Here is a 22,754-nt window from a genome sequence, read left to right as displayed (position 1 = left end):
CCTCTACTTTTGTTCAGCTGCTACTTTTCCGCCTGATGACCAATAAGCTCCCCGCCGCTCTGCCCGACGCCGACGATGCGCACTTCCTGCAGCGGCTGCGGCCCTCGCGCCTGATTCTGCCGGTGGTGCTGGGGCTGCTGGTGGTGGGCTACCTGTTCTGGCACAGCTACAAGCCCGGCGAGCTGGCCCCGCTGGCCAATGCCGACTGGCGCTGGCTGCTGGTGGCCGTGCTGGTATTGGCCGCCCGCGACCTGGGCTACATCTACCGCATCCGCCACATCGCCGAAACCGAGCTCACCTACCGGCAGGCGCTGGATGTGATTATGATTTGGGAGTTTGCTTCCTGCGTGCTGCCCTCGGGGCAGGGCGGCACCGGCGCGGCCCCGTTCATTCTCGAAAAAGAAGGCATCCCGCTGGGTAAAGGGCTGGCCTACATTATGGTCACGGCCCTGCTCGACAACCTCTACTACGTGGTGATGGTGCCGCTGGTGGTGCTCATCGCCGGGGCGGGCCTCTACCCGCACGAGGCCCTGCAAACCGGCTTCGTGGCCACGCTGCGGGTGGCGTTTGGGGTGAGCTACTTGTTCGTGACGCTGTATGCGGGGCTGATGCTGTACGCCATTTTCGTCAATCCGAAGTCGGTGCGCCGGCTGCTGGTGCGGCTGTTCTCATTCCGGCTGCTGCGGCGCTGGCGGCGTGCGGCATACCGCCACGGGCAGGAGCTGGTGCGTGCCTCGCAGCAGCTGCGCGGAGCCGGCGCCGGCTACTGGTGGCGCGCCAGCGTGAGCACGGCCTTCGTCTGGACGGCCCGTTATGCCATCATCGGCTGCCTCATCGCTGCCTTCGTGCCCATGGATACGGGCACGTTCCTGTTCATTTTTGCCCGCAACATCACCTACAAAGTCATTTTGCTGGTGGCCATCACACCGGGCGGCGCGGGCATCGCCGAGGGTGCTTTCCCCACCTTCTTCGGCAAGTTCATCGGCACGGCCACCATGACGAGCTTCGTGGTATTGCTCTACCGCATTGTTACCTATTACCTCTACCTGGTATTGGGCCTGATTTTCCTGCCGCGTTGGGTGGCGCGGGTGTTTGGCAAGCAGCCAGCACAGGCTTAGAATGACCGTCATGCCGAGCGTAGCCGAGGCATCTCGCATGCGCAACGCAATTCAATCGGCGTAACGGTTTTGATTACCACCCCACGCGAGATGCCTCGGCTACGCTCGGCATGACGGTCAACAGAACCCAAACAAAAAAGCCCCGAACCACAATGGCTCGGGGCTTTTTGCAAGCAAAAATTCGCGCTTATTCCTTTTCCAGCATCAGCGTAGCGCCGTCAGCCGACTTCAGCGTGAGCTTGTCGTCGGTGAGGGTTTCAACCGAAAACTGGTTGGACGTAGCGCTGCCTTCGGGGGTGAAGGTGATGGTTTTGGCGGCCTGGTCGAAAGCGTATTTACCCGACACAGCTCCGGCGGCGCCGTCGGTCATGGTGTAGTTGCCGTTGGCAAAAACGTGAAGCTCCTGCTGCTTTTGCGCGTCGGTTTGCTTTACTTTGTCGCCGGTGGCATCGGTTTCTTTGGCAGTTTTCCAAACTTTGCTATCGGTACCATATAGCATATTCACGCCTTCTACCTTTCCTTTGTCGTTGCCGCAGGCGGTTACGAACAAAGAAAGCAACAGCAGCAAGCTGGCTACATAACGAAGCGAAAACAGGGACTGAGGTTTCATGAGCACAAAAAAGAATGGTGAAAGAATGAGGTTGTCTGCGGTTGCAAACTCGTCGGCTTACGGCGGCTAAGCAAAAGAGTTTAGCGCGAAACCCGGCCGAAGCTCGCCCGTATATGGGCCCTGTTAGCCGGCTCGCGGGTCAGCTATTCCACATTTTTTTCCATCTTACTGAACTAATCCATGGGACTCTTTGATTTTCTCAGCGACAAAGGCGAGCAAAAACCTGCAGAGCCCGCCGCAAAACCGGCTGCTGGCGGTACTGATTTCTTCGGAAACGCAGCCGATGCCAAACCGGCCACGGCCGGCGATTCGTACACCGTGGTAAGCGGTGACTCGCTTTCTAAAATTGCTAAAAACCACTATGGCGACGCTGCCAAGTGGCATCAGATATACGAGGCCAACAAGGCCACCATCGGCAGTAACCCTGACCATATTGAAGTCGGTCAGGTGTTAACCCTACCTAGTCTCTAGGTACTTTTTTGCAGAAAAAAGGTGAGAAAAGCCACTCTGTTTCAGGGTGGCTTTTTTGCGTTTGATGGCTCACAATCGCCTGTCATCCTGAGCATAGCGAAGGACCTTATCATGTTCGTGTCTTTTTGAATTACTGCAAACTGTTCATCGGTTGTAAGGTCCTTCGCTACGCTCAGGATGACAGGCGATGGGGCTAGCAAAAAATATTTTTCGCATCCACCGCTTGCCCGTCCGAAAATTTCTCCCGTACATTTGCCCTACCAACGCGGTACTCCCTGCTAACGGCGGGAAGTTTTAAGTTTTATACAGAAGCGGCGAGAGACTAGGCTCCCTGACCCGCTGGCAACCATCCTTCGCGAAAGGTGCCAATTCCTACCCACGGCGGCTTCGGCTACCCTGGGGCATATGACTCGAGTGCCATGGAATACCCCGCTGAATCCGCTTTTTTGAACCCGACTGCTCCGGCTGCTTTGCGCGCCGTGGTTTCGGGTTTTTCTGTTTTGGCCCATGGCGGCCAACTCTTCACCACGCGCCCGGCACGAATGCGAATGTGCTGTTGCCGCCCGTGTTGTTGCTAAGCTGATTTCAGCTTAGACTCCCCTCCCTCCTTTCTGGATTTTCTGGTGGCTTGCCATGGCCGGCGCGTACCCCTTCGGGTTCGGGCGGCTAGGTTCAGTCCGCCGCTTCAACACGGGCTACCCGGGGGTTTAGCATGTCACAAAGCGCTTACTAAAAGGCTTTTGACAAATCCAAAGTATTCATCATTAAGGGTTTTCAACCTTCCAAACGCAATAGCATCATGTCCGCTCCTTCCCTGCACTTCGAAACTTTGCAACTCCACGCCGGCCAGCAGCCCGACCCCGTCACCGGCTCGCGCGCCGTGCCCATTCATCAAACCACCAGCTACGTGTTCAAGAGCGCCGAGCACGGCGCCAACCTGTTTGCGCTGAAGGAGTTTGGTAATATTTACACCCGCCTGATGAACCCGACCACCGACGTGTTTGAGCAACGCGTGGCGGCGCTGGAAGGCGGTGTGGCAGCGCTGGCCACCAGCTCGGGCCAGGCGGCCCAGTTCATCGCCCTCAACAACATCCTGCAAGCCGGCGACAATTTCGTGAGCACGGCCTTCCTCTACGGTGGCGCCTACAACCAATTTAAGGTAGCATTCAAGCGTTTAGGCATCGAAGTGCGCTTCGCTGATGGCGACAACCCGGCCTCGTTTGAGGAGTTGATTGACGAGAACACAAAAGCCATTTACCTGGAAACCATTGGCAACCCGAGCTTCAGCATTCCAGATTTTGAAGCCATTGCGGCCATTGCCAACCGGCACGATTTGCCACTGATTGTAGACAACACCTTTGGTGCGGGCGGTTACCTGTTCCGGCCGCTGGAGCACGGCGCGCACATCGTGGTGGAGTCGGCCACGAAGTGGATTGGCGGACACGGCACCAGCATCGGCGGCGTGATTGTAGACGGCGGCACCTACGACTTCGGCAACGGCAAATTCCCCCAGTTCACCGAGCCCAGCGAGGGCTACCACGGCCTGGTTTTCAACGATGTATTCGGTAAAGGCGGCCCGTTCGGCAACATCGCCTTCATCATCCGGGCCCGGGTAGAAGGCCTTCGCGACTTCGGCCCTTCGCAGAGCCCGTTCAACGCCTTCCAGCTGCTGCAAGGCCTCGAAACCCTGAGTTTGCGCGTGGACCGCACCGTGGAAAACGCCCTGAAAATCGCTACTTGGCTGGAGCAGCACCCGCAGGTAGAAAGTGTGAACTACCCCGGCCTAGCCAGCAGTCCCTATCAACGCCTGGCCCAGAAGTACCTCAAGCGCGGCTTCGGCGGCGTACTGAGCTTCCGCATCAAGGGCAGCAAGGAAACGGCGACGCAATTCATTGACAACCTGAAGCTCATCAGCCACTTGGCCAACGTGGGCGACGCCAAGACGCTCATCATTCAGCCCTCGGCCACCACGCACCAGCAGCTGAGCGACGCTGAGCAGCTAGCGGCGGGCGTCACGCCCACCTCGCTGCGCCTGTCGGTGGGCATCGAGCACTTTGAGGACATCAAAGCCGACCTACAGGCCGCCTTCGATGCCGTGGGCAATTCGGCCAGCCAGCCCACGGAGGGCGAGGAAGTAAGCGAGCCCGAACTGGAGCACGCCCAGCCGCTGGAAGTATAAGCTATAGGTGTTGTGCCTGTCATCCTGTGCGCAGCGAAGGACCTTTTCACGTTTGGGTGAACTGTCAGTAAACGCTACTGACGTGGTAAGGTCCTTCGCTGCGCTCAGGATGACAGGGCCAACATCCGACACCTAATAAAAACCGCCGCCAGCGGGCCACCTCTGGTGGGCCGGCGCCAGCCTCGCTGGCGGCCTAAGCATTTGGCAGGGGTAGAATCGGCCCACGGGCTCACTGGCTTTCCTGATTTACAGTTGGAGAAAGATGGGGGTGAGATACCAATGGCGGGCCTTGTGGCCCGATTCTACCGCTGCCTTTAGTTGTTAGAACCCATGTCAGACCAGTTTTTTTACATCCCCGAGCTGCCCCTCGAAAGCGGCGAAACGCTGGCCGATGCCCGCGTGGCCTACCGCACCTGGGGCCAACTCAACGAAGACCGCGACAACGTGGTGTGGGTGTGCCACGCCCTCACCGCCAACGCCGACGTACTGACCTGGTGGCCCGGCCTGGTGGGTCCCGGCTGCTATTATGACCCGGCCGACTGGTTCATCATTTGCGCCAACGTGCAGGGCTCTTGCTACGGCAGCACCAGCCCGCGCGACCGGGACCCCGCCACAGGCCAGCCCCGCTACCAGCACTTCCCGCGGCTCACCATTCGCGACCTGGTGAAGGCCCACGAGCTGCTGCGCCAGGACCTGGAGCTGACGGACATCCATACGCTTATCGGGGGCTCTTTGGGCGGACAGCAGGCGCTGGAATGGGCCGTGCAGCGGCCCGATTTGTTCGACCACCTGGTCGTTATTGCCACCAACGCGCGGCATTCGGCCTGGGGCATTGCCTTCAACGAGGCGCAGCGGCTGGCCATCGAGGCCGACCCAACCTACGCCGCCGGCCAGCCCGGCGGGGGCGACGAGGGCCTGCGCGCCGCCCGCGCCATGGCCCTGCTCAGCTACCGCAGCTACGCGGCCTACGCCGAAACTCAGACCGACCCCGACGATGACGAGCTGCCCCGCGAGCACCGCGCCAGCTCCTACCAGCGCTACCAGGGCGACAAGCTGGTGGCCCGCTTTGATGCCTACAGCTACGTGGCCCTCAGCCGCAGCATGGATTCGCACAACCTCGGCCGCGGCCGGGGCGGGGTGGCGAAAGCTCTGCGCCGCATTGGGGCCCGCACACTGGTGCTGGGTATTACCTCCGACGTGCTATTTCCGCTGAGCGAGCAGCGGGAACTGGCCGCGCACATCCCCGGCGCCATGTATGGCGAGTTGGACTCGCGCTACGGGCACGACGGCTTCCTGCTGGAAACTGGGGCCATCACGCACTTTCTGGAGCGCTTTTACGCGCCCACGTTTGTGCACTAAGTGTTACGTCGAGCGTAGGCCAAGCTTTTCAGTAGCCAAAAGTGGCTTCAGAAGCTGGAAACGCCCTTATCAAGCACAAACCCAGGAAATAGGGCATAAAATCCGATTCGGAAGCACAAAACCAAAACACACAGTACAAAACTGCTTGTGCGAGCACAAGTGCTGGCCGGGTGTTGCAGCACCGCAGGCCAGCAAATTTAACTCTACAGTGATGAATGAAAACACTCCTCTTCGCATTGGCCTGATTGGGTTTGGCTGCGTTGGGCAGGGCTTCTACGACATTGTGCGGCAGCAGCCAGAGCTCAATCTGGTTGTGGCGCGCATCGCCGTGAAAACGCCCGAAAAGCCGCGCCCACTGCCCGCTGCGCACTTCACTTACCACGCCGATGAGCTGCTGGCCGACACGACGCTGGACGTGCTGGTTGAGGTAATCGATGATGCCGCCGAGGCGTTCCGGCTGGTGAGCGCGGCCCTGCGCCAGGGCCGCCGTGTGGCCACGGCCAACAAAGCCATGCTGGCCCAGCACCTGCCCGAACTGGTGCAGCTGCAGGCCCAGTTTGGCGGCACGATGCTGTACGAAGCGGCGGTGTGCGGCAGCATTCCGGTGGTGCGCACGCTCGACCAGTACTTCAGCCACGAGCCGCTGCGCGCAGTGAGCGGCATCTTCAACGGCTCTTCGAACTACGTGCTGACGCGCATGAGTGAGGAAGGCTCCGATTACGCGGCGGCGCTGGCCGAGGCCCAGCTGCAAGGCTTCGCCGAAACCGACCCGGCGCTGGATATGGGCGCCTTCGACCCCCGCTCTAAAGCGGTGATACTGGCCGCCCATGCCTACGGCACTTTTCTGGAAACGGATGCTGTGCTGAACCTCGGCATCGAGGGCATCTCAGCGGTCGATATTGCCTACGCGACGGCCCAGGGACAGAAAATCAAGGTAGTGGCTAGCCTCAGCCGCCTGCCCAATGGCCACCTCACGGCCCTGGTGACGCCGCAGCTCGTAGGCCCAGAGTCGCCGCTCTACGGCGTGGAGCGGGAGTTTAACGGCGTGGTGCTCGATGCAGCGTTTGCCGGCAAGCAGTTCTTGCAGGGGCGTGGCGCCGGTGGGCACCCCACCGGTTCGGCCGTGCTAGCCGATGTGCTGGCTTTGCGCCGCGGGCTGCGCTATCAGTACGCCAAGCAGTCGGCCCGGCCCGAGGCGCAGTTGACGCAGGGCCTGGAGCTGGATGCGTACGTGAGCCACCCGGACGCCGGCGTGCTGCGCGAGGTGCTGACCTGGCTGGAGCTGCCCGCGGAGGCCTTGCGCCTCACCGAAGCGGGCGGCGCCTATGCCACCGGGCCTGTGGCCGTGCAGCAGCTGTGGGCCTGGCGCCAAGAGCTGCGGGCCAATGGCGTGTTTGTGGCCCGCGCGGGCGAGGCGCGGGTAGCCGCGCCGGTAGCGGAGGCGGAGGCGGCCGTGCGGGCCTGACAGCAACAGGCCGTCATGCTTCGGCTTCCCTCAGCATGACGGCCTGTTGCACCATCCGTAATGATTCGTACTTATTTAAACTCGATGCGCACGGGCACCTGTCCGGGAACTTTCAATAAATAAAGCCCCGCCTTGAGTGACCCACGCAACACGGTGAGGTCGCGGGTGCTGGTGGGGTCGAGGGTACGCACCACGCGGCCGGCGGCGTCAAGCAACTGGGCCTCGGCCAGGTTCACCCAGGCCTCGGGCAGCTGAAGGCGAATGGCGTCGTTGGCCGGGTTGGGATAGGCGTGGGCGGTGGGCTGGGCGCTGGCTCCGGTGCGGGCGGCCAAGGTGGTGCCGGCCTGGGCCAGCGCCGGGCGCAGAAAGTCGCGGATGGCGCGGAAGGTGGTGTCGGCATAAGCCGTGTTGCTTTCGAAGGGAATGTGGCCAGCACGCGAAAGGCGCACCAGCGTGTTGCGCACGCCCACTTGCGTGGCACGGGGGTTCAGGCGGCCGCTGCCGTACACGTACTTGGGCGGCAGCAGCGAGCCCACCCGCCCTTGCAGGTAGGGCACGGTGCCGTCGGAAGTGCCGTGCACGCTCAGTAGGGGCGCGTTGCCGGCCTCGATGACGCTGGGCTGCTCGGTGGCACCGCTCAGGTTGAGCACGGCCAGCACGGCGCTGCTGTAGCCGGGGTTGCCGCTGTTGCCCTCGATACCGCCCAGCCCTGCCAGGCCCACGTAGGTCGGTACTTCCGTGGCTTTGTCGATATACCCCACGGAGAGGGCCATGAAGGCGCCGGCCGACGAGCCGCCCACTGCAATGTAGCTGGGCTGGATGCGGTAGGTGTTGGTGGTAGCGGCATCCTTGCGGAAGAAGCGCACGGCCGCGCGTAGGTCCTGCATGCCGCGAATAGCGGCCTGGGCCACCCCCACGGTATCGGCGGCGGGCGGCGGGAAGCCGGTGATGGGGAAGCCCAGGCGGTACTCAATGCTGGCCGTGACGTAGCCCAGCCGCGCAAACTGGGTGCACACGTTCACCATGTAAGCATCGGTCTTGGAGCCCGTGAGGAAGCCGCCCTGGTGGGCAAAGATGATGAGGGGGCGCCGGGGGAGCACGTCGCCGGTGGGCTGGTACACGTCCATGACCAGCGTTTGGGTAGAACCGGTGTAGGTGGTGGCCGAGCCGTAAGTGACGTTTGATGTCACGGTAACGTTCGGGAAAATGGGCCGGTAGTAGCGCCCGCTGGTGGTGTCGATGAACGTTTGGGCACGGGCGGCCGGCACGGCGGCCAGCAGCAACAGCAGGATGCGGAGAATGGATTTCATAAGGCTGCAAATTAAGTCATTGACAAGGACTTATTCTACCACCACGCGACGCACCAGGGCCGTGCCGGCCACGGTGAGGTGCAGCTGGTACACGCCCGGCGCCAGGCCGCGCACGTTCACCTCACCAGCTGCCAACGAACCCGCGGTTGCGGACAGCGGCAGGCGGCGCACCGTCTGGCCCAGCGCGTTGGTCAGCACGGCAACCGGGGCAACGGCGCCGGCCGGCAGCGGCAGCATCACGTGGAAGCTGCCCGAAGCCGGGTTCGGATACACCTGCAGCTGGGCCGCCAGGGCCTGGGCTGGGCTGGTAGCCAGCACACCGGCGCTCAGCTCCAAGGCAAAGCGGCCAGGTGCGGTGGTGCCGACCAGCGTGAAGGCGTAGCGGGTGCCGGCAGCCAACGGCGTGCGGGTGCCCGTTAGGGCATCAGTCAGGACGAGGGCACCGGGGGCGTAGTTAGCCAGTTGGTCGGCGGTGAGGACGTAGGCGCCCGGGCTGGGCACGCCCAGGTCCAATGGCACGGTAGTGGGTGCCCCCACCACGGGCAGGCCGTTGATGGCAAGCTGCTGGCCGGCAGCCAGGGTGGCGAGGTTCAGGCCGCTGGGGTTAGGCAGTTTCACGGCATCGAAGGCGGCATCCACGCCATTGGTGGCACCGGCTTGCTGGTAGACGTAGGCCTCATCGGTGGTAGCTGGCGTGGCCGCGGCAGCCAGCGTGAGGCGCAGCTGCGGCCGGGTATCGGTAGCGGTGCGCTGCAGAGTGGCGGTGTTAGACGTCGCAAAGTCGGGGACGCGGGCGCTGACCGGGAAGGTAAAGGTGACGGGATTGGGTGACAATGAGCGCACGAAGAAGCCCTGCCCGAGTGGGATGATGCGGCCGGCACCGCCCACGCCGTTCACGTAGGCGCGGTAGTTGCCGGCATACTGGCTGGTGCTCACAAAAATGTACATGGCACTGCTCATGCCCGTAGGTAGGGTGACATTATCCCAATCCAGGGCAGAAGCAAAAGGGCTGCCGAGCAAGTGCCATCCTGCATCGGCAGCAACAGCGCCGGTGAGTGTAAACGAGATGTCCCGGTCGTTGGCTAGCAGTGCGCCAGTGAAGGATAGGGTCTGGCCAGCGGTGATGTTCACGGCGTAGCCATGGTTACCAGGCAGGTAATTGGGAGCACCGGGACGCGATACCGGCACAAACCAGCCTCTGTCAAAGGTTGAATAAACGGTGGCCGTGGACAAAAGTATCCGGGACTGTTCGTAGCCAAATACATTGGGGAAAGGCCGTACTAAATCAGGCCGCGTGCTTGTGTTGTAGGCTGGATTGATGATGGGGGTGAAGGCAGGGGTGGCCAGGTCATCGGTAGTAGCACTTGCTACTGGCGGAGCGATGTGCCGGTAGCCCAGCCCCGGGTTGACGCTTGGGTCTAAGTAGAGCTGTACGGTCACGAGATTGTTCTGCGTACCAGCGCCCGGTCCTACCAGGGCCGTACCAGATGGTCCCGATAGCAACGTCACGGTCTGGAAGCGGTTATCCAAGAGCCCGCTGGTGGGTACATACCTTTGCCGGATGCTCACCGCTCTGGTTAGGGTTACCCTGTTATTTAAGGGCACGGCAATTTCCAACTCGCGCGCAGTAGTAGGCAGGCCGGTGCCGGTCACTTGGTCGGCCGTGCCGTTATAGACGTACACGGCGTCGTTGCTGAAGCTGCGCGCGCCCGTGTTGCGCACGGCCCCCGTGGCCCCACTGGCACTGATACCATCGACGTCGCAGATGCGCAGGGCGCCCCCGGCCTGCAAATCGAAGTTGCCCGGCCCATCCACTACAAAGCAATTGGTGTTCAAAGCGCCAGCCGGCTGACCACTCTGGCTTTTGATAACCAGCGTGCCATACACCGTCACATTGCCGCTGAGGGTGGCCGTGCCGCTGTTGATGGTGATGTCCTGGTAGGCACCGGGGGCTACGGTTGTGTTCGTGTTGATGACTAGGCTCGGCAGGGCCACGAAGGGCGCCAGCAGCGGGCGCAGAAAAGCCCGGATGTCGCGGTACGTCGTGTCGGCGTAGGCTGCCGAGTTGGGGCTGCCGGTGTCGGCGCTCTGCACCGGGTATTGCGGGATGTGGGGGGCCTTGCTGAAGCGACGCAGCACGTTGGGCACGCCCACGCTGCTGGCGTAGGGGTTCAGCAGGCCGCTGCCGAACACGTACTTGGGCGGCAGGCCCGCCCCCACGCGGCCCTTGAGGTAGGGCACCACGGCGTCGGCGGTGCCGTGGGCGCTGTAGAGGGGGGCGTTGCCGGGCTCGATGATGGCGGGCGGGTTGGTGGCGCCGCTCAGGTTGAGCACGGCCAGCGGGAAGCTGTTGTAGCCGGCGTGGCCGCTATTGCCCTCGATGCCGCCCAGCGCAGCCAGGTTCACGTCGGAGGTCACTTCGCTGGCTTTGTCGAGGTAGGCCACTTGCAGGGCCATGAAGCCCCCGGCCGAGGCGCCGCCCACCACAATGCGGCTGGGGCTTACCTTGTACACGTTGGCGGTGGCGGCGTCTTCGCGGAAAAAGCGCACAGCGGCGCGCATGTCCTGCATTCCGCGAATGGCCGCCCGGCTTACGTTGGTGGTGTCGAGGGGGAAGAACAGCAGCCGGTAGTCGATGCTGGCGGTGACGTAGCCCAGCTTGGCAAACTGCGTGCACACGGCTGTCATGTAGGCATCGTTGCGCGTGCCCCGCACGAAGCCGCCTTCGTGGGCAAAGATGATGACCGGCCGCTCGGTGGCCAGGTCGCCGGCGGGTTGGTACACGTCCATGAGCAGCGGCATGGCCGTGTTGAACACGGGGTTGGTGGTGTTGCCGTACACCACGCCCGTAGTCACGGTCACGGTGGGGAATATGGGCCGGAAGTACCGGCCCCCGGTGGTGTCGATAGGCGTTTGGGCCGCGGCTCGTTGCCAGGTGCCCAGCACCAGCAGCAACACCAGGAGTAAAGAAGCTTTCATAGAGAATCGGGGTGGAAAGGTGAAAGGGACTGAGCCAAAGGGCTGACGTAGAAACGGGGCGCAGGGTTGGGCCGGCTTTCAGGCCACCGCTCCGAAAGTACAACCTGCGTTATTTGCGCCTTCAACGCCTGCTTCCCCATGTCCGTCATCTTCCCCCCTGCCCTGCGCGCCGGCCAGCGCGTGGCCCTCGTGTCGCCCGCCCGCAAAATCTCAGCCGCCGAATTGGCCCCCGCCATCGCCACCCTCGAAAGCTGGGGGCTGGAGGTCGTTCTCGGCGACAGCATCGCCGGCGACTTCCACCAGTTCGCCGGGCCCGACGACCTGCGCCGCGCCGACTTCCAGCAGCAGCTCGACGACCCCGGCATCCGCGCCATCCTCTGCGCCCGCGGCGGCTACGGCACGGCCCGCATCGTGGATGGGCTCGACTTCGCCGGCTTCCGGGCCGCGCCCAAGTGGGTGGCCGGTTTCTCCGACATCACCGTGCTCAACAGCCACTTGCTGGCCCTGGGCTACGCCAGCATCCACGGCGTGATGCCGGTGCTGTTCCATCAGGAAGGCGGCGAGCTGGCCCTTGAAACCCTGCGGCGAGCCTTATTTGGCGAAGCCTTCCAGCCCATGACGGCGCCAGCCCATGCCCTCAACCGGCCGGGCACGGCCACCGGCGCGCTGGTGGGCGGCAACCTCAGCCTGCTTCAAACCATCACGGGCACGGCCTCGCAGGCGGGCTTTGCGGGCCGCATCCTGTTTCTGGAAGACCTGGACGAGTACCTCTACCACGTCGACCGCATGATGCTGCACTTGCACCGTAGCGGCCAGTTGGCCGGGCTGGCTGGCCTGGTGGTGGGCCACTTCTCGCAGATGCGCGACAACGCCATCCCCTTCGGCGTCACGGCCCAGGAAATCATCGACCGTTACGCCCGGTTGTACGACTTCCCTGTGGCCTACAATTTCCCTGTAGGCCACGAGGCCGATAATCTGGCCCTGGTGGTGGGCCAGACCGTGACGCTGACGGTAGACGAGGCGGGCGGGCGGCTGACAGTGTAGCCGGGCTGTCGCGGCGCTGGTAATGATTTCATTTTCAGCAAACTTTGGTTACCGTACGCATCCCAAGTCCCCTGACTTAGTCTTGTGCCGGCCGGTTGCGAGCCGTCAGCAAACATGCAGCAGGAACAAGTCGATATTCTAACACAAATCTTACTCACTGCCTTGTCTGGGTTGGCCTTTGCCGTTGGCCCCGACTGCGCTTGTGAGACCACGGGCGTGTGCGTGGTGCGCGTCAGCAGCAAAACCTTAAAGTTGACAGCCTAGCTGCTCGCTGCCGTCTCTGCTCCCTGTAAGGGCGGGTCCATGGGCCCGCCCTTTTTTGGCTGGGCATAGAGGCCGAATCTGCTTCAACCGCCATGGTAACAGCGGTGGATGCAGCCCCGGAATTGTAAGCTTTTCCACTATGTAAAAGAAAAGCTCAAATAATCATATCAACACCCTTTTAATATTGCTAAACAAGTATAAATTTGTACCTAGGCCAGCTGGCTTTCGGTTGGCAACATTTTTTATGCCCATGAAACAATTCTATTCACGCTACCTAGCAGCCTTGGGGTTGTTGGTGGGCACCTGGCTTCCGGCCAAGGCCCAAACAGAAGTCAGCCGGCAGGCCGCCGAGTTGGCATTGCAAACTCGCGAGCAGTGGGCTGGGACCGGCGTGGCTGCGGCGGACCTTCGCATTTCCAGCGCCCGTACTGAGGGCGCGGGCCTGCTCTACGCCTACCCGCAGCAGCTACAAGCTGGCATCCCGGTGTATAACCAGGTGGCCACGCTCGTCTTCAAGAGTGGCAAGCTGGCTCACCACGCGGGCAGTTTCGTGCCGGCCAAGGCCTTTGCGGGCTTGTCGGCCGCGCCTCGCGTAACGGCGGGGGCGGCCGTGGCCACGGCCGTGGCCAGCCTGCCCGGCCACCCTGATTTCAGCCCCGCCAGCCTGGGTGCTGCCAATGGCCCCGACAAGCAGCAAAGCTTTGCTGCGGCGGGGGTGGCGCGCCGGCCTATCGAAGCCCGCCTAGTGTGGGCTATGGGCCCCAACCGGACGCCCCGCCTAGCCTGGAACGTGAACGTGGACGTGAAGGCCTCGGCCGACTGGCTTAACATCCGGGTGGACGCCAACACCGGCCGGGTGCTGGAACAGGACAACTGGACCGTGAATGAGAAGGCCGAGCACATGGCCGGCCCCGCCCATTCGGATGAGACCAGCGCCAGCCCAACCCGCGGTGCTGCTTCCACCTTGAGCCGCCCAAGCGGTGCCAAAAAGGTGTCGGCCGTGACGCCGGCCAGCTACATCGTAGTGCCCTTCCCGGGTGAGCGGCCCGACGTGACCACGCCCGTCGCCGATACCAACCCCTGGCTGCGGGCCGGTGCCGGCAACGCCGCCACCACCCACGGCTGGCACTTCGACGGTACCACCAACTACCTCGACACCCGCGGCAACAACGTGTGGGCCTACGACGACAGCCTCAAGACCAACGCCCCGGGCCGCTTTGCCACCTCTACCGGCACGGCTAGCTCGCTTGTGTTCAACTACGCGCCCGACTTCACCAAAGCGGCCACGCTGGGCAAGAACCGCCGGGCCGCTACGGTGAACCTGTTCTACTGGAACAACCTGATGCACGACGTGATGTATCAGTACGGCTTCAACGAAGCCAGCGCCAACTTCCAGACCGATAACCTGGGCCGTGGCGGCACGGGCGCCGACCACGTGCGCGCCGAAGCCCAGGACGGCGGCGGCACCAACAACGCCAACTTCAGCACCCCGCCCGACGGCACCAGCGGCCGCATGCAGATGTACCTGTTTTCGGCGCCGGCGAAAGTGAACGTGACGGCCCCGGCCGCCGCCGTGGCCAGCTACAATGCCGTGGAGGGCGCCGTGAGCACTAACAACAAGCTCGCCGCCGTGGGCGCGGTTACCGGTCCGGCGGTATACTTTGACGACGCGGGCACGAGTCCTTTCACCCACTTGGCCTGCGGCGCCAGCGCCACCAGCCTGACCGGCAAAATTGCGCTTATCAGCAGCCTTGGCTGCACCGGTGGCTACGTGACGAAGATAAAGTCGGCCCAGACGGCAGGAGCCATTGGCGTTATTATGCTGCGGGGCATAGCGGGTGGCCCGGCCATCGTGATGGGCGGCACCGACAACAGCATTACCATTCCCGCCGTGATGGTGTCCAATGCCGACGGCATTACGCTGGGCAACCTGGCAGGCTCCGGCTTGGCCGTCACCATCCCGGCTCTGCCCTCGCTCGATGGCGACAACGACAGCGGCATCATGGTGCACGAGTACGGCCACGGCATTAGCAACCGCCTGACCGGCGGGGGCAGCAACACCAGCTGCCTCTACAACGCCGAGCAGGCCGGCGAGGGCTGGAGCGACTTCTTCGCCCTGATGATGACCACCGACTGGGGCAACACCCCCCTCACCGACGGCCCCCGGGCCCGGCCCATGGGTACCTATGCCCAGGGCCAAGCCGCTTCGGGCGGTGGCATCCGGCGCTACCCCTACAGCACCAACATGGCCGTGAACCCGCTGACTTACGCCAACATGGCTACCAGCACCGAGGTCCACAACATCGGCGAAATTTGGGCCGTCACGCTGTGGGACATGACCTGGAACATCATCCAGCAGCAAGGCCGCATCGAACCCAACCTGTATAATAGCGCCAGCACCGGCGGCAACGCCGTGGCCCTGCAACTCGTGATGCAAGGCCTGAAGCTGCAGCCCTGCCAGCCGGGCTTCCTCGACGGCCGCGACGCCATTCTGGCGGCCGACTCACTGCTCTACGGCGGGCGCTACCACTGCGCCATTTGGGGGGCCTTTGCCCGCCGGGGCATGGGCGCCAGCGCCCGCGAAGGCGCCTCCACCAGCGCCACCGACCAAACCGTGGCCTACGACCTACCCGGCGTGCGCCTGAGCAAGAACCTCACGCCCCTGGTGGGCAACCAGTTTGCCATCAACCTGACGGCCACCTGCGAGTGCCAGACCCAGGCCCCCGTTTCCCTCACCAACCAGCTGCCCACCGGCCTGCAGTACGTGAGCAGCACGGGCGGCACGCTCAGCGGCAGCACCGTCACCTTCCCCGCCCTAAGCTTTACGCAGGGCCAGCAGCGCACCTTCCAGATTGTGGCCCAAACGGCTACCGGAGCCGGTTGCGCCATTGTGCGGCCCGTGAACGACAACCGCGAAACCAGCACCACCGGCGGCCTCACGCCGGCCGTGGTGACTAACGGCGGCGGCAATGCCTGGGCCGCTAGCACGGCCCGCGCCCACAGCGGCACCACGGCCTGGGCCTGTATCGACCCCAGCGCCAGCTCGGACGTGACTCTGACGTCGGCCGCTTTCACGCCCACGGGCTTCTCGGTGCTGTCCTTCTACCACTTCTTCAGCACGGAGAGCATCTACGATGGGGGCATGGTAGCCATTTCGGTGAACAACGGCGCCTGGCAGGACGCAGCTTCTTATTTCCTGCTGAACGGCTACAACTCGGTCTTTGCCAGCGGCACGGCTTCGGTGGGCAAGCCCTGCTTCTCCGGCATCTCGTCGAAGGCGAGCGGTTCGGCCGCCTTCCAGCAGTCGCTGATTAACCTGACTTCGTTCAGTGGGCAATCCATTCGGGTGCGCTTCCAGTTCCAGTCCGATGCGCTCAACGACTACGGGGTCCTGCCGGGCTGGTTCGTGGACGACATCGAGGTGATGAACGGCTGCGGCGGCTTGCAGCAGGTGCAACTGCTCGACAACGCCAATGCCGTGGTGGGCAGCTACGCCCGGGCCACCTTCCTCACCCCGCTGCCGGTACCGGTCATCACCCTGCTCAGCCCGAACAGTGGGACCGTGGGCACGAGTGTGACCATCACGGGTACCGACCTGACCGGCGCCACGGGCCTGACCCTGAACGGCGCGGCCATTGCCGTGGGCGCCATCACGGCCAACACTGCCACCAGCCTCACCTTTACGCTGCCCGCCGGTGCCACCACCGGCCTGCTGACCGTGACCACGCCTTACGGCACCAGCAACGGCCTGACCTTCACGGTGACCTACCCCGACCTGACCATCAGCACGGGCACCACGGCCAGCCCCACCACGGTGGCGGCCGGCACGTATAACAGCATCACCGTGACGAACACGGGCGTGGCGCAGCTGAGCGGCGGCACCGTGGTGAACACGGCCCTAACCGTGCAGAACGGCGGCACCTTCGACACCAACTGCCAGCCCCTGACGGGTGCCGGCAGCTTCACGCTGGCTGCCGGCGCCACGCTGCGCATCTGCGACCCGGCCGGCATCAGCGCGAGCGGGGCCACGGGCGCGGTGCAGACCACCGGTGCGCGCAGCTTCGCGGCCGATGCCTCTTACGTGTACACCAGCCCCGCCGCCACGGCCCAGGCCACCGGCTCGGGCCTGCCCGCCACGGTGCGCAACCTGACCAATGCCACCACCGGCGGCCTTACCCTCACGCAGGCCGTGGGCATCGTGCAGGTGCTGGCCCTGCCCACCACCAGCAACCTGAGCCTGAACGGCCAGGCCCTCACGCTGCTGAGCGATGCCAACGGCACGGCCCTCATCGCCAACACCGGCGGTGGCAGCGTGACCGGTAGCACCGGCACGCTGCAGCGCCACATCGAGACGAACACCGCCGCCAGCGGCTACCGCCACTACGCCAGCCCCATGGTGGCTGGCGTGGGCGCCGAAACCCTGGCCACGCTGGCCACGACCGGCTACACGCCCGACTTCAGCGGGGCCGCCCCCTACAACAGCTCGGCCACGCCCGGACTGGTAACGCCCTTCCCCACGGTGTTCAGCTACAACCAGGACCGTATTGTTGGCCTCAACAGCACCTACGGCACCTTCGATAAGGGCTGGCAGGCTGCCCTGGGCACCGAGGTGCCGCAAGTGGGCCGCGGCTACTCGGTGCAGGCGCCCGGCGCCGCGCTGGTCGACTTTACCGGCACCTTCACCACCGGCAGCGTGAGCCGCGCCAACCTGCAGCGCGCCAACTCTGACCCGGCCACTGGCTGGCACCTGCTGGGCAACCCCTTCCCCAGCCCCCTGGACTGGAGCACCATGACCGTAGGCACCGCCGCCACCAACAACCTGCAGAACATGGACGGCGCCGTGTATGTGTACCAGAGCAGCGGCCCCTACGCCGGCAGCTACCGCACCTACCTGGGCGGTGCGCCCGGCGCAGCCTCGCCCATTATTCCGGCTGGCGCGGGCTTCTTTGTGCACACCACCTCGGCCGCAACGCCTGGCACCGTGCGCATGGCCGGCAACAACCGGGTGACCACCTTCGGGGCCCAGCCCGCCTTTGGCCGCAATGCCGCCGACCCGCGCCCGCAGCTCACGCTGGAGCTGCGCGGCACGGCTGGCCGCGACGCCCTGACGGTGTACGCCGACCCGGCCGCCACGGCAGGTGTTGACGCCGCGCTCGACGCGCTGAAGCTGCCCAACCCCACGGGCCTGAACCTATCAGCCCAGGCGGGCACCACTCAGCTGGCCATCAACGGCCTGCCGGCCTTCACCACGGGCACCGTGGTGCCGCTGACGGTGGGTGCGCCCGCTGCCGGGGCCTACACCTTGGCTGTGAGCGAGTTGCTGAACCTGCCCGCCGGCGTGGCCGCCGTGCTGGTCGACACTCAGCTCAACACCCGCACCGACCTGGCCACCCTACCCGCTACCGGCTACGCATTCAGCGTGAGCGCGGCCCAGGCCACGGCCGGCCTCTCCGGACGCTTCTACCTGAACCTGAGCGCCGCGGCGCCGCTGGCTACAGCCGGCGCCCATGGGGCGGCCACGCTGGCCCTGTTCCCCAACCCTGCCCACGGTGGCACCGCTACGCTCACGGGCGCTGCGCCCGGCACCGTGGTAACGGTGTTCGACGCCGTCGGCCGTCAGGTGACCTCGGCCCCGGCTGATGCCAAAGGCACCGCCACGCTGGCCCTGCCGGCCGGCCTGGCCACCGGCGTGTACGTGGTGCGCGCCGGCGCCCAGGCCCTGCGCCTGACGGTAGAGTAAGTTTCCGTTAGTCCGAACACGCAAAAGGGCGAGCCAATTGGCTCGCCCTTTTTGTTTGTAGCGAATTCTTGGCCTACGGCCGGCCTAAGAATTCCAGCACCGTCGCGTTGAACACAGCAGGGTTTTCCTGGGGGGCGTAGTGCGTGAGGCCGGGCAATATTTTCACCTCCCCCTTCGCAATGCTACTGGCAATGAGGCGGGTGTGCGCAGGCTGAATCAGGTCTTTCTCGCCTGCCAGCACCAACGTGGGGGCCGCGATGCCGGCTAAGTCAGCGCCCTTCATGCGGGGGTAGTCCAGCAGCAGCGTCATGAGCGGACGCACCTTGCGAGCCTGCTTGTTGATGGGGTAGAGCAGCGTGGTCATGGTTTTGCCTTTGTGTACTTCCTTCAGGGTAGCGGGTGTCACGGCCAGGGTATCGGCCCAAAGGTTGGCGCCCATGGTCACAAGTTTCTTCACCTGCTGCGGGTGGTGCAGGGCCAGGCTCAGGCCAGTATTGCCGCCGTCGCTCCAGCCCACCACGTTTGCGGCCGGGATGTTGAGGGCCTTGAGCAGTGCGCTCATATCGTCGGCAAACAGGTCGTAGGTCAGCGTTTGCTTGCCATTGGTGCTCTGGCCCTGGGCGCGGGTGTCGACGGCAATTACCTGGTAATGCTTGGCCAGTTCGGGAATCTGCCCGTTGAAGGCCGAGATGGACTGGCCGTTGCCGTGCAGCAGGAGCAGGGGTTCGCCGCTGCCGTAGGTTTCGTAGTAAAGCTTGATGCCATTGAGGGCCACGGTATGCCCCGCCGCTGCATTGTGGCCGTAGTTTACCACGCCCTGGCCCATGATTTCGAGGAAGTGGTTGCCGGCCGGCTCCTGCGCCACGCGGTAGCGGTAGGCATTGTTGAGAAACAAAGGCCGCCAGCCGTTGGGAAAGCCGTTGGCGCTATCGGCGCGGGTGGCTTCGAAGTCGCCGTTGAGTAGCGGCACGGGCTGCCACTGGCCTTTGCTTACAGCTACTTCCAGCTTGAAATCATCGTAGCCGAAAGTGCCGTTGAGGTACACATTGGCGTTGACCACAAGCTGTGCGGCCGCCTTGGGTAGCGTGCCAGTGAGGGAGAAGGTGCGCCACTGGCCGTCGCGCCGCTTGGCCCGCATCTGGCCGGGCTTGCTCATGGCCAGGTACTTCTTGTTCTTGTCAAACACCACCGTGAACACGTTGGCATCGGCACTGTCGCCGGCCGGGGCTTCCACTTTCATGCGGGCCGAGAGGCGATAGGGCTTGCCGGCGTAGGGCTGCACTTCGGCCCGCTGCCGGAAGTAGAACACGGGGCTGACCTGGGTTTTGAGTTTGGATTGGGCGGCGGCAGGCAGGCCGAATGCCAGTAGGGCGAGAAGGAAGAAAAGGTGTTTCAAGAAAGGAAGGAAATGGATGAGCTTACTGGATACAAAAAAGGCCGGCAAGTTGCCCTGCCGGCCTTTTTTTGTGCGTGTGCTTTAATCAATGTACAGCACCTGCGTCATGGTTTGGCCCACGGCCTTGAGCGTCTTGCGGTCGATGATGCTCATGTTATCCGTAGTGGCGTGGTGGTAGGCCGGGAAGTAGTCCTGGCCGTAGCTGGGGTGGTCGTAGATGTCCAGCGTGGGAATGCCCGCCTTGTTGGTGTACACGTGGTCGTCGGTGATGCCGCCGGTGTCCTGAAACAGGAAGAAGTCGGAATAGCCCAGCGTGGCGGCCGTGTTCCAGATTTTGTCGAGCGGGCCGCGGGCATAGGTGCGCGAGGTTTCTTCGCGGGTGAAGGTGCCGCCCTTGGCGCCCACCATGTCGAGCAGCACGCCGTACTCGGCCTTGTAGCCGGCGGGCAGCAGGTGGGTAGTCCAGTACTGCGAGCCCAGGCACCAGGAGTCGGTGCCGCTGCCATCGAGCTGGTTTTTCAGGTCCTGCTGGGTAGTGTCGTCGTGGCCCCAGTCTTCGGCGTCGAAGAAAATGAAGTCGACGCCCACGTTGGGGGCCAGTGAGTCGGGCTGCTGGCCGAGTACGCGGGCCATTTCCATGGCCACGGCCACGGCGCTGGCACCATCGGAGGCGCCGTCCATGGGGGCGTTTTTCTTTTTCGGGTCTTTGTCGTTGTCGGCAAAGGGGCGGGTATCCCAGTGGCCGAAGATGGCCACGCGCCGCGCCGCCGTGGGCTGGTACTGGGCGATGATGTTGCGGCAGCGGATGTTGGTGCCGTCAAACGTCATCGCGCTGAAGGGCTGTTCCATCACCTTCAGGCCGAAGCCTTTCATCTTGCGCACTATCCAGTCGCCGCAGGCCACGTGGGCCTTGGAGTTGGGCACGCGCGGCCCAAAGCTCACCTGCTTCGCCGTGAAGGCGTAGGCCGAGTCGGCATTGAACACCGGCGCCTTGGGCAGCTTGGGCGCAGCCGGGGCGCTACTGGTGTCGGTGGTTTCGGTGGTCTTGGTTTTGTCCGGGCAGCCGGTGAGGACCAGGAGGCCTGCCAGGGTGGCCAGGGGGAGGCGAAGGGTGCGGAAGTTCATATTCTTTATGTCATCCTGAGCGCAGCGAAGGACCTTATCACCGCTACGCCTTTACTAATTGCTGTAAGTTATTCAACGGTGAGAAGGTCCTTCGTCTTTGCTTGATGCGCAAAACGTTCAGGATGACAGACGGTTTTATCTGTTTCTATTCCTCGCTGTAGGCCCACTCCACGCCGGCCTTGGTATCTTTTATCACGATGCCCTGGCTTTTGAGGGTGGCCCGAATCTGGTCCACCTTGTCGTAAGCTTTGTCGGCTTTGGCTTCGGAGTAAAAGCCCAGCGTGAGGGTCAGTAGGTCTTCCACGTTGGCGCGGGGCTCGTCGCCGAGGCCCAGCACATCCTGCACGAAGGTGCGGTAGGTGCCGGCCGCCTGCGCCAGGGCCGCGGGGCCCACCTCGGCCAGCGCAGCCGGGTTGGCGGCCAGGGTGTTGAAGCGCTTCAGCAGGTCGAACAGCGCGGCCACGGCGCGCGGCGTGTTCAGGTCATCGTTGAGGAATTCGGCAGGCTTGGCGGCGAGCTGAAGCAACTGCGTTGCTTCGGTTGTCAGTTGTTGGCTGTCAGTTGTCAGGGCTTGGGCCTCCTTATTACTAGCAACTGACAACGAATCACTGACAACCAGCTTATCGAGCAGGCGCAGGCCGTTCATCAGCTTGCGGTAGCCTTTGCGGGCGGCTTGCAGGGCGTCGTCGCTCACGTCCACAGGCGAGCGGTAATGGGCTTGCAGCAGGAAGAAGCGCACCACCATAGGCGAATAGCCGAAAGCCAGCGGCCCGGTCGGCCCCTTGAACATATCGCCGAGCAACACGAAGTTACCCAGGCTCTTGCTCATCTTGGTGCCGTTCACGGTTATCATGTTGTTGTGCACCCAGAAGCGGGCCTCGTCGGTGTGCGAGTGGCTGCCCTGGCTTTGCGCAATCTCGCACTCGTGGTGCGGGAACATGAGGTCGAGGCCGCCGCCGTGAATGTCGCTCAGGTCGCCGAGATACTTGCGGCTCATGGCCGAGCATTCCAGATGCCAGCCGGGGAAGCCGTCGCCCCAGGGCGAGGGCCAGCGCATGATGTGCTCGGGCGCGGCCTTTTTCCACAGGGCAAAGTCCAAGGGGCTGCGCTTTTCGCTTTGGCCCTCCAGGTTGGCGCGGGTGCCGGCCAGCTGGTCCTCAATGCTGCGGTTCGAGAGCTTGCCGTAGCGCTTGCCCTCCTCGTTGTACTTGGGCACATCGAAATACACCGAGCCATTTACCTCGTAGGCCAGGCCGTTCTTGATGATTTCCTCAATCACCTGAATCTGCTCGATGATGTGGCCACTGGCCTGGGGCTCGATGTCGGGCGGCAAGCAGCCCAGGGCCAGCATGTGCTGGCGGTAGCGGTTGGTGAAGTGCTGGGCCACCTGCATGGGCTCGATGCGGGCCGCGCGGGCGGCTTTTTCCATCTTGTCCTCGCCGGTGTCGGCGTCGCTTTCGAGGTGGCCCACGTCGGTGATGTTGCGCACGTAGCGCACCTGGTAGCCCAGGTGGCGCAGGTAGCGCGTGAGCACGTCGAACACCACCGGGCCGCGGGCGTTGCCCAGGTGGGCTTCGCTATACACCGTGGGACCGCACAAGTACACGCCCACCTGGGGCGCGTGCAGGGGCTGGAATTCTTGTTTCTTGCGGGAGAGGGTGTTGTAAAGACTAAGCGGCATGACGCAAAGGTAG

Annotated in this window: 13 protein-coding genes and 1 riboswitch; of the genes, 7 read left to right on the top strand and 6 right to left on the bottom strand. The window is 63.7% G+C overall.

Annotated features, from left to right (window positions below):
• The first annotated feature begins 35 nt into the window (after nt 1-35).
• Nucleotides 36-1,118 carry a lysylphosphatidylglycerol synthase transmembrane domain-containing protein gene (locus tag I2I01_RS16190; protein WP_196287503.1) on the top strand — a complete coding sequence of 361 codons (1,083 nt, stop codon included), beginning with the start codon at nt 36-38 and terminating at the stop codon, nt 1,116-1,118.
• A gap of 187 nt (nt 1,119-1,305) precedes the next feature.
• Here the strand turns inward: I2I01_RS16190 and I2I01_RS16185 are convergent, their stop codons facing one another.
• Nucleotides 1,306-1,728, bottom strand: coding sequence for a hypothetical protein (locus tag I2I01_RS16185; protein ID WP_196287502.1), 423 nt, complete (start codon nt 1,726-1,728; stop codon nt 1,306-1,308).
• A 180-nt stretch (nt 1,729-1,908) separates the two neighbouring features.
• Between I2I01_RS16185 and I2I01_RS16180 the strand changes: the two genes are divergently transcribed.
• The 4 genes from I2I01_RS16180 to I2I01_RS16165 all read left to right on the top strand — a co-directional run bounded on the left by I2I01_RS16180 (nt 1,909) and on the right by I2I01_RS16165 (nt 7,202).
• Nucleotides 1,909-2,199, top strand: coding sequence for a LysM peptidoglycan-binding domain-containing protein (locus tag I2I01_RS16180; RefSeq protein ID WP_196287501.1), 291 nt, complete (start codon nt 1,909-1,911; stop codon nt 2,197-2,199).
• Between the two features lie 298 nt (nt 2,200-2,497).
• Nucleotides 2,498-2,611, top strand: a riboswitch (SAM riboswitch).
• 387 nt (nt 2,612-2,998) lie between these two features.
• Nucleotides 2,999-4,378 carry an O-acetylhomoserine aminocarboxypropyltransferase/cysteine synthase family protein gene (locus I2I01_RS16175; protein WP_196287500.1) on the top strand — a complete coding sequence of 460 codons (1,380 nt, stop codon included), beginning with the start codon at nt 2,999-3,001 and terminating at the stop codon, nt 4,376-4,378.
• A 330-nt stretch (nt 4,379-4,708) separates the two neighbouring features.
• Nucleotides 4,709-5,737, top strand: a complete 1,029-nt coding sequence (locus I2I01_RS16170; RefSeq protein WP_196287499.1) for a homoserine O-acetyltransferase family protein — start codon at nt 4,709-4,711, stop codon at nt 5,735-5,737.
• A 211-nt stretch (nt 5,738-5,948) separates the two neighbouring features.
• Nucleotides 5,949-7,202 carry a homoserine dehydrogenase gene (locus I2I01_RS16165; RefSeq protein ID WP_196287498.1) on the top strand — a complete coding sequence of 418 codons (1,254 nt, stop codon included), beginning with the start codon at nt 5,949-5,951 and terminating at the stop codon, nt 7,200-7,202.
• 71 nt (nt 7,203-7,273) lie between these two features.
• Here I2I01_RS16165 and I2I01_RS16160 read toward each other — a convergent pair whose 3' ends face one another.
• Together I2I01_RS16160 and I2I01_RS16155 are read right to left on the bottom strand one after the other, a co-directional pair.
• Entirely contained in the window at nt 7,274-8,512 is a 1,239-nt protein-coding gene (locus I2I01_RS16160; protein ID WP_196287497.1) for an alpha/beta hydrolase fold domain-containing protein, read from the bottom strand.
• Between the two features lie 30 nt (nt 8,513-8,542).
• Complete coding sequence (locus I2I01_RS16155) at nt 8,543-11,491, bottom strand: alpha/beta hydrolase fold domain-containing protein (RefSeq protein WP_196287496.1); 2,949 nt, start codon at nt 11,489-11,491, stop codon at nt 8,543-8,545.
• A gap of 138 nt (nt 11,492-11,629) precedes the next feature.
• On the opposite strand from I2I01_RS16155, the gene I2I01_RS16150 reads away from it, so the two are divergent.
• A complete protein-coding gene (locus I2I01_RS16150; RefSeq protein ID WP_196287495.1) occupies nt 11,630-12,535 on the top strand; it encodes a S66 peptidase family protein in 906 nt (301 codons plus the stop codon).
• Nucleotides 12,536-13,049: 514 nt separating this feature from the next.
• Entirely contained in the window at nt 13,050-18,539 is a 5,490-nt protein-coding gene (locus I2I01_RS16145; protein WP_196287494.1) for a M36 family metallopeptidase, read from the top strand.
• Nucleotides 18,540-18,612: 73 nt separating this feature from the next.
• Here the strand turns inward: I2I01_RS16145 and I2I01_RS16140 are convergent, their stop codons facing one another.
• The 3 genes from I2I01_RS16140 to cysS all read right to left on the bottom strand — a co-directional run bounded on the left by I2I01_RS16140 (nt 18,613) and on the right by cysS (nt 22,741).
• Nucleotides 18,613-19,935, bottom strand: coding sequence for an alpha/beta fold hydrolase (locus I2I01_RS16140; protein WP_196287493.1), 1,323 nt, complete (start codon nt 19,933-19,935; stop codon nt 18,613-18,615).
• An 81-nt stretch (nt 19,936-20,016) separates the two neighbouring features.
• Nucleotides 20,017-21,060, bottom strand: coding sequence for a M28 family peptidase (locus I2I01_RS16135; RefSeq protein WP_196287492.1), 1,044 nt, complete (start codon nt 21,058-21,060; stop codon nt 20,017-20,019).
• Nucleotides 21,061-21,205: 145 nt separating this feature from the next.
• Nucleotides 21,206-22,741 (bottom strand): cysteine--tRNA ligase, encoded by a 1,536-nt coding sequence (gene cysS, locus I2I01_RS16130; protein ID WP_196287491.1) that lies wholly within the window; start codon nt 22,739-22,741, stop codon nt 21,206-21,208.
• Between the last annotated feature and the right edge of the window lie 13 nt (nt 22,742-22,754).

Origin of the sequence: Hymenobacter properus, from assembly GCF_015694735.1 — a bacterium.
Lineage (GTDB): Bacteria > Bacteroidota > Bacteroidia > Cytophagales > Hymenobacteraceae > Hymenobacter > Hymenobacter properus.
This window is presented reverse-complemented; position numbering and strand designations above follow the sequence as displayed.

Excerpts from the sequence above, each read along its gene's own strand:
- I2I01_RS16150 (WP_196287495.1), top strand. The coding sequence starts at position 11,630 with ATGTCCGTCATCTTCCCCCCTGCCCTGCGCGCCGGCCAGCGCGTGGCC.
- I2I01_RS16155 (WP_196287496.1), bottom strand. The coding sequence starts at position 11,491 with ATGAAAGCTTCTTTACTCCTGGTGTTGCTGCTGGTGCTGGGCACCTGG.
- I2I01_RS16190 (WP_196287503.1), top strand. The coding sequence starts at position 36 with ATGACCAATAAGCTCCCCGCCGCTCTGCCCGACGCCGACGATGCGCAC.
- I2I01_RS16175 (WP_196287500.1), top strand. The coding sequence starts at position 2,999 with ATGTCCGCTCCTTCCCTGCACTTCGAAACTTTGCAACTCCACGCCGGC.
- I2I01_RS16145 (WP_196287494.1), top strand. The coding sequence starts at position 13,050 with ATGAAACAATTCTATTCACGCTACCTAGCAGCCTTGGGGTTGTTGGTG.
- I2I01_RS16135 (WP_196287492.1), bottom strand. The coding sequence starts at position 21,060 with ATGAACTTCCGCACCCTTCGCCTCCCCCTGGCCACCCTGGCAGGCCTC.
- I2I01_RS16160 (WP_196287497.1), bottom strand. The coding sequence starts at position 8,512 with ATGAAATCCATTCTCCGCATCCTGCTGTTGCTGCTGGCCGCCGTGCCG.
- I2I01_RS16170 (WP_196287499.1), top strand. The coding sequence starts at position 4,709 with ATGTCAGACCAGTTTTTTTACATCCCCGAGCTGCCCCTCGAAAGCGGC.
- I2I01_RS16165 (WP_196287498.1), top strand. The coding sequence starts at position 5,949 with ATGAATGAAAACACTCCTCTTCGCATTGGCCTGATTGGGTTTGGCTGC.
- cysS (WP_196287491.1), bottom strand. The coding sequence starts at position 22,741 with ATGCCGCTTAGTCTTTACAACACCCTCTCCCGCAAGAAACAAGAATTC.
- I2I01_RS16180 (WP_196287501.1), top strand. The coding sequence starts at position 1,909 with ATGGGACTCTTTGATTTTCTCAGCGACAAAGGCGAGCAAAAACCTGCA.
- I2I01_RS16185 (WP_196287502.1), bottom strand. The coding sequence starts at position 1,728 with ATGAAACCTCAGTCCCTGTTTTCGCTTCGTTATGTAGCCAGCTTGCTG.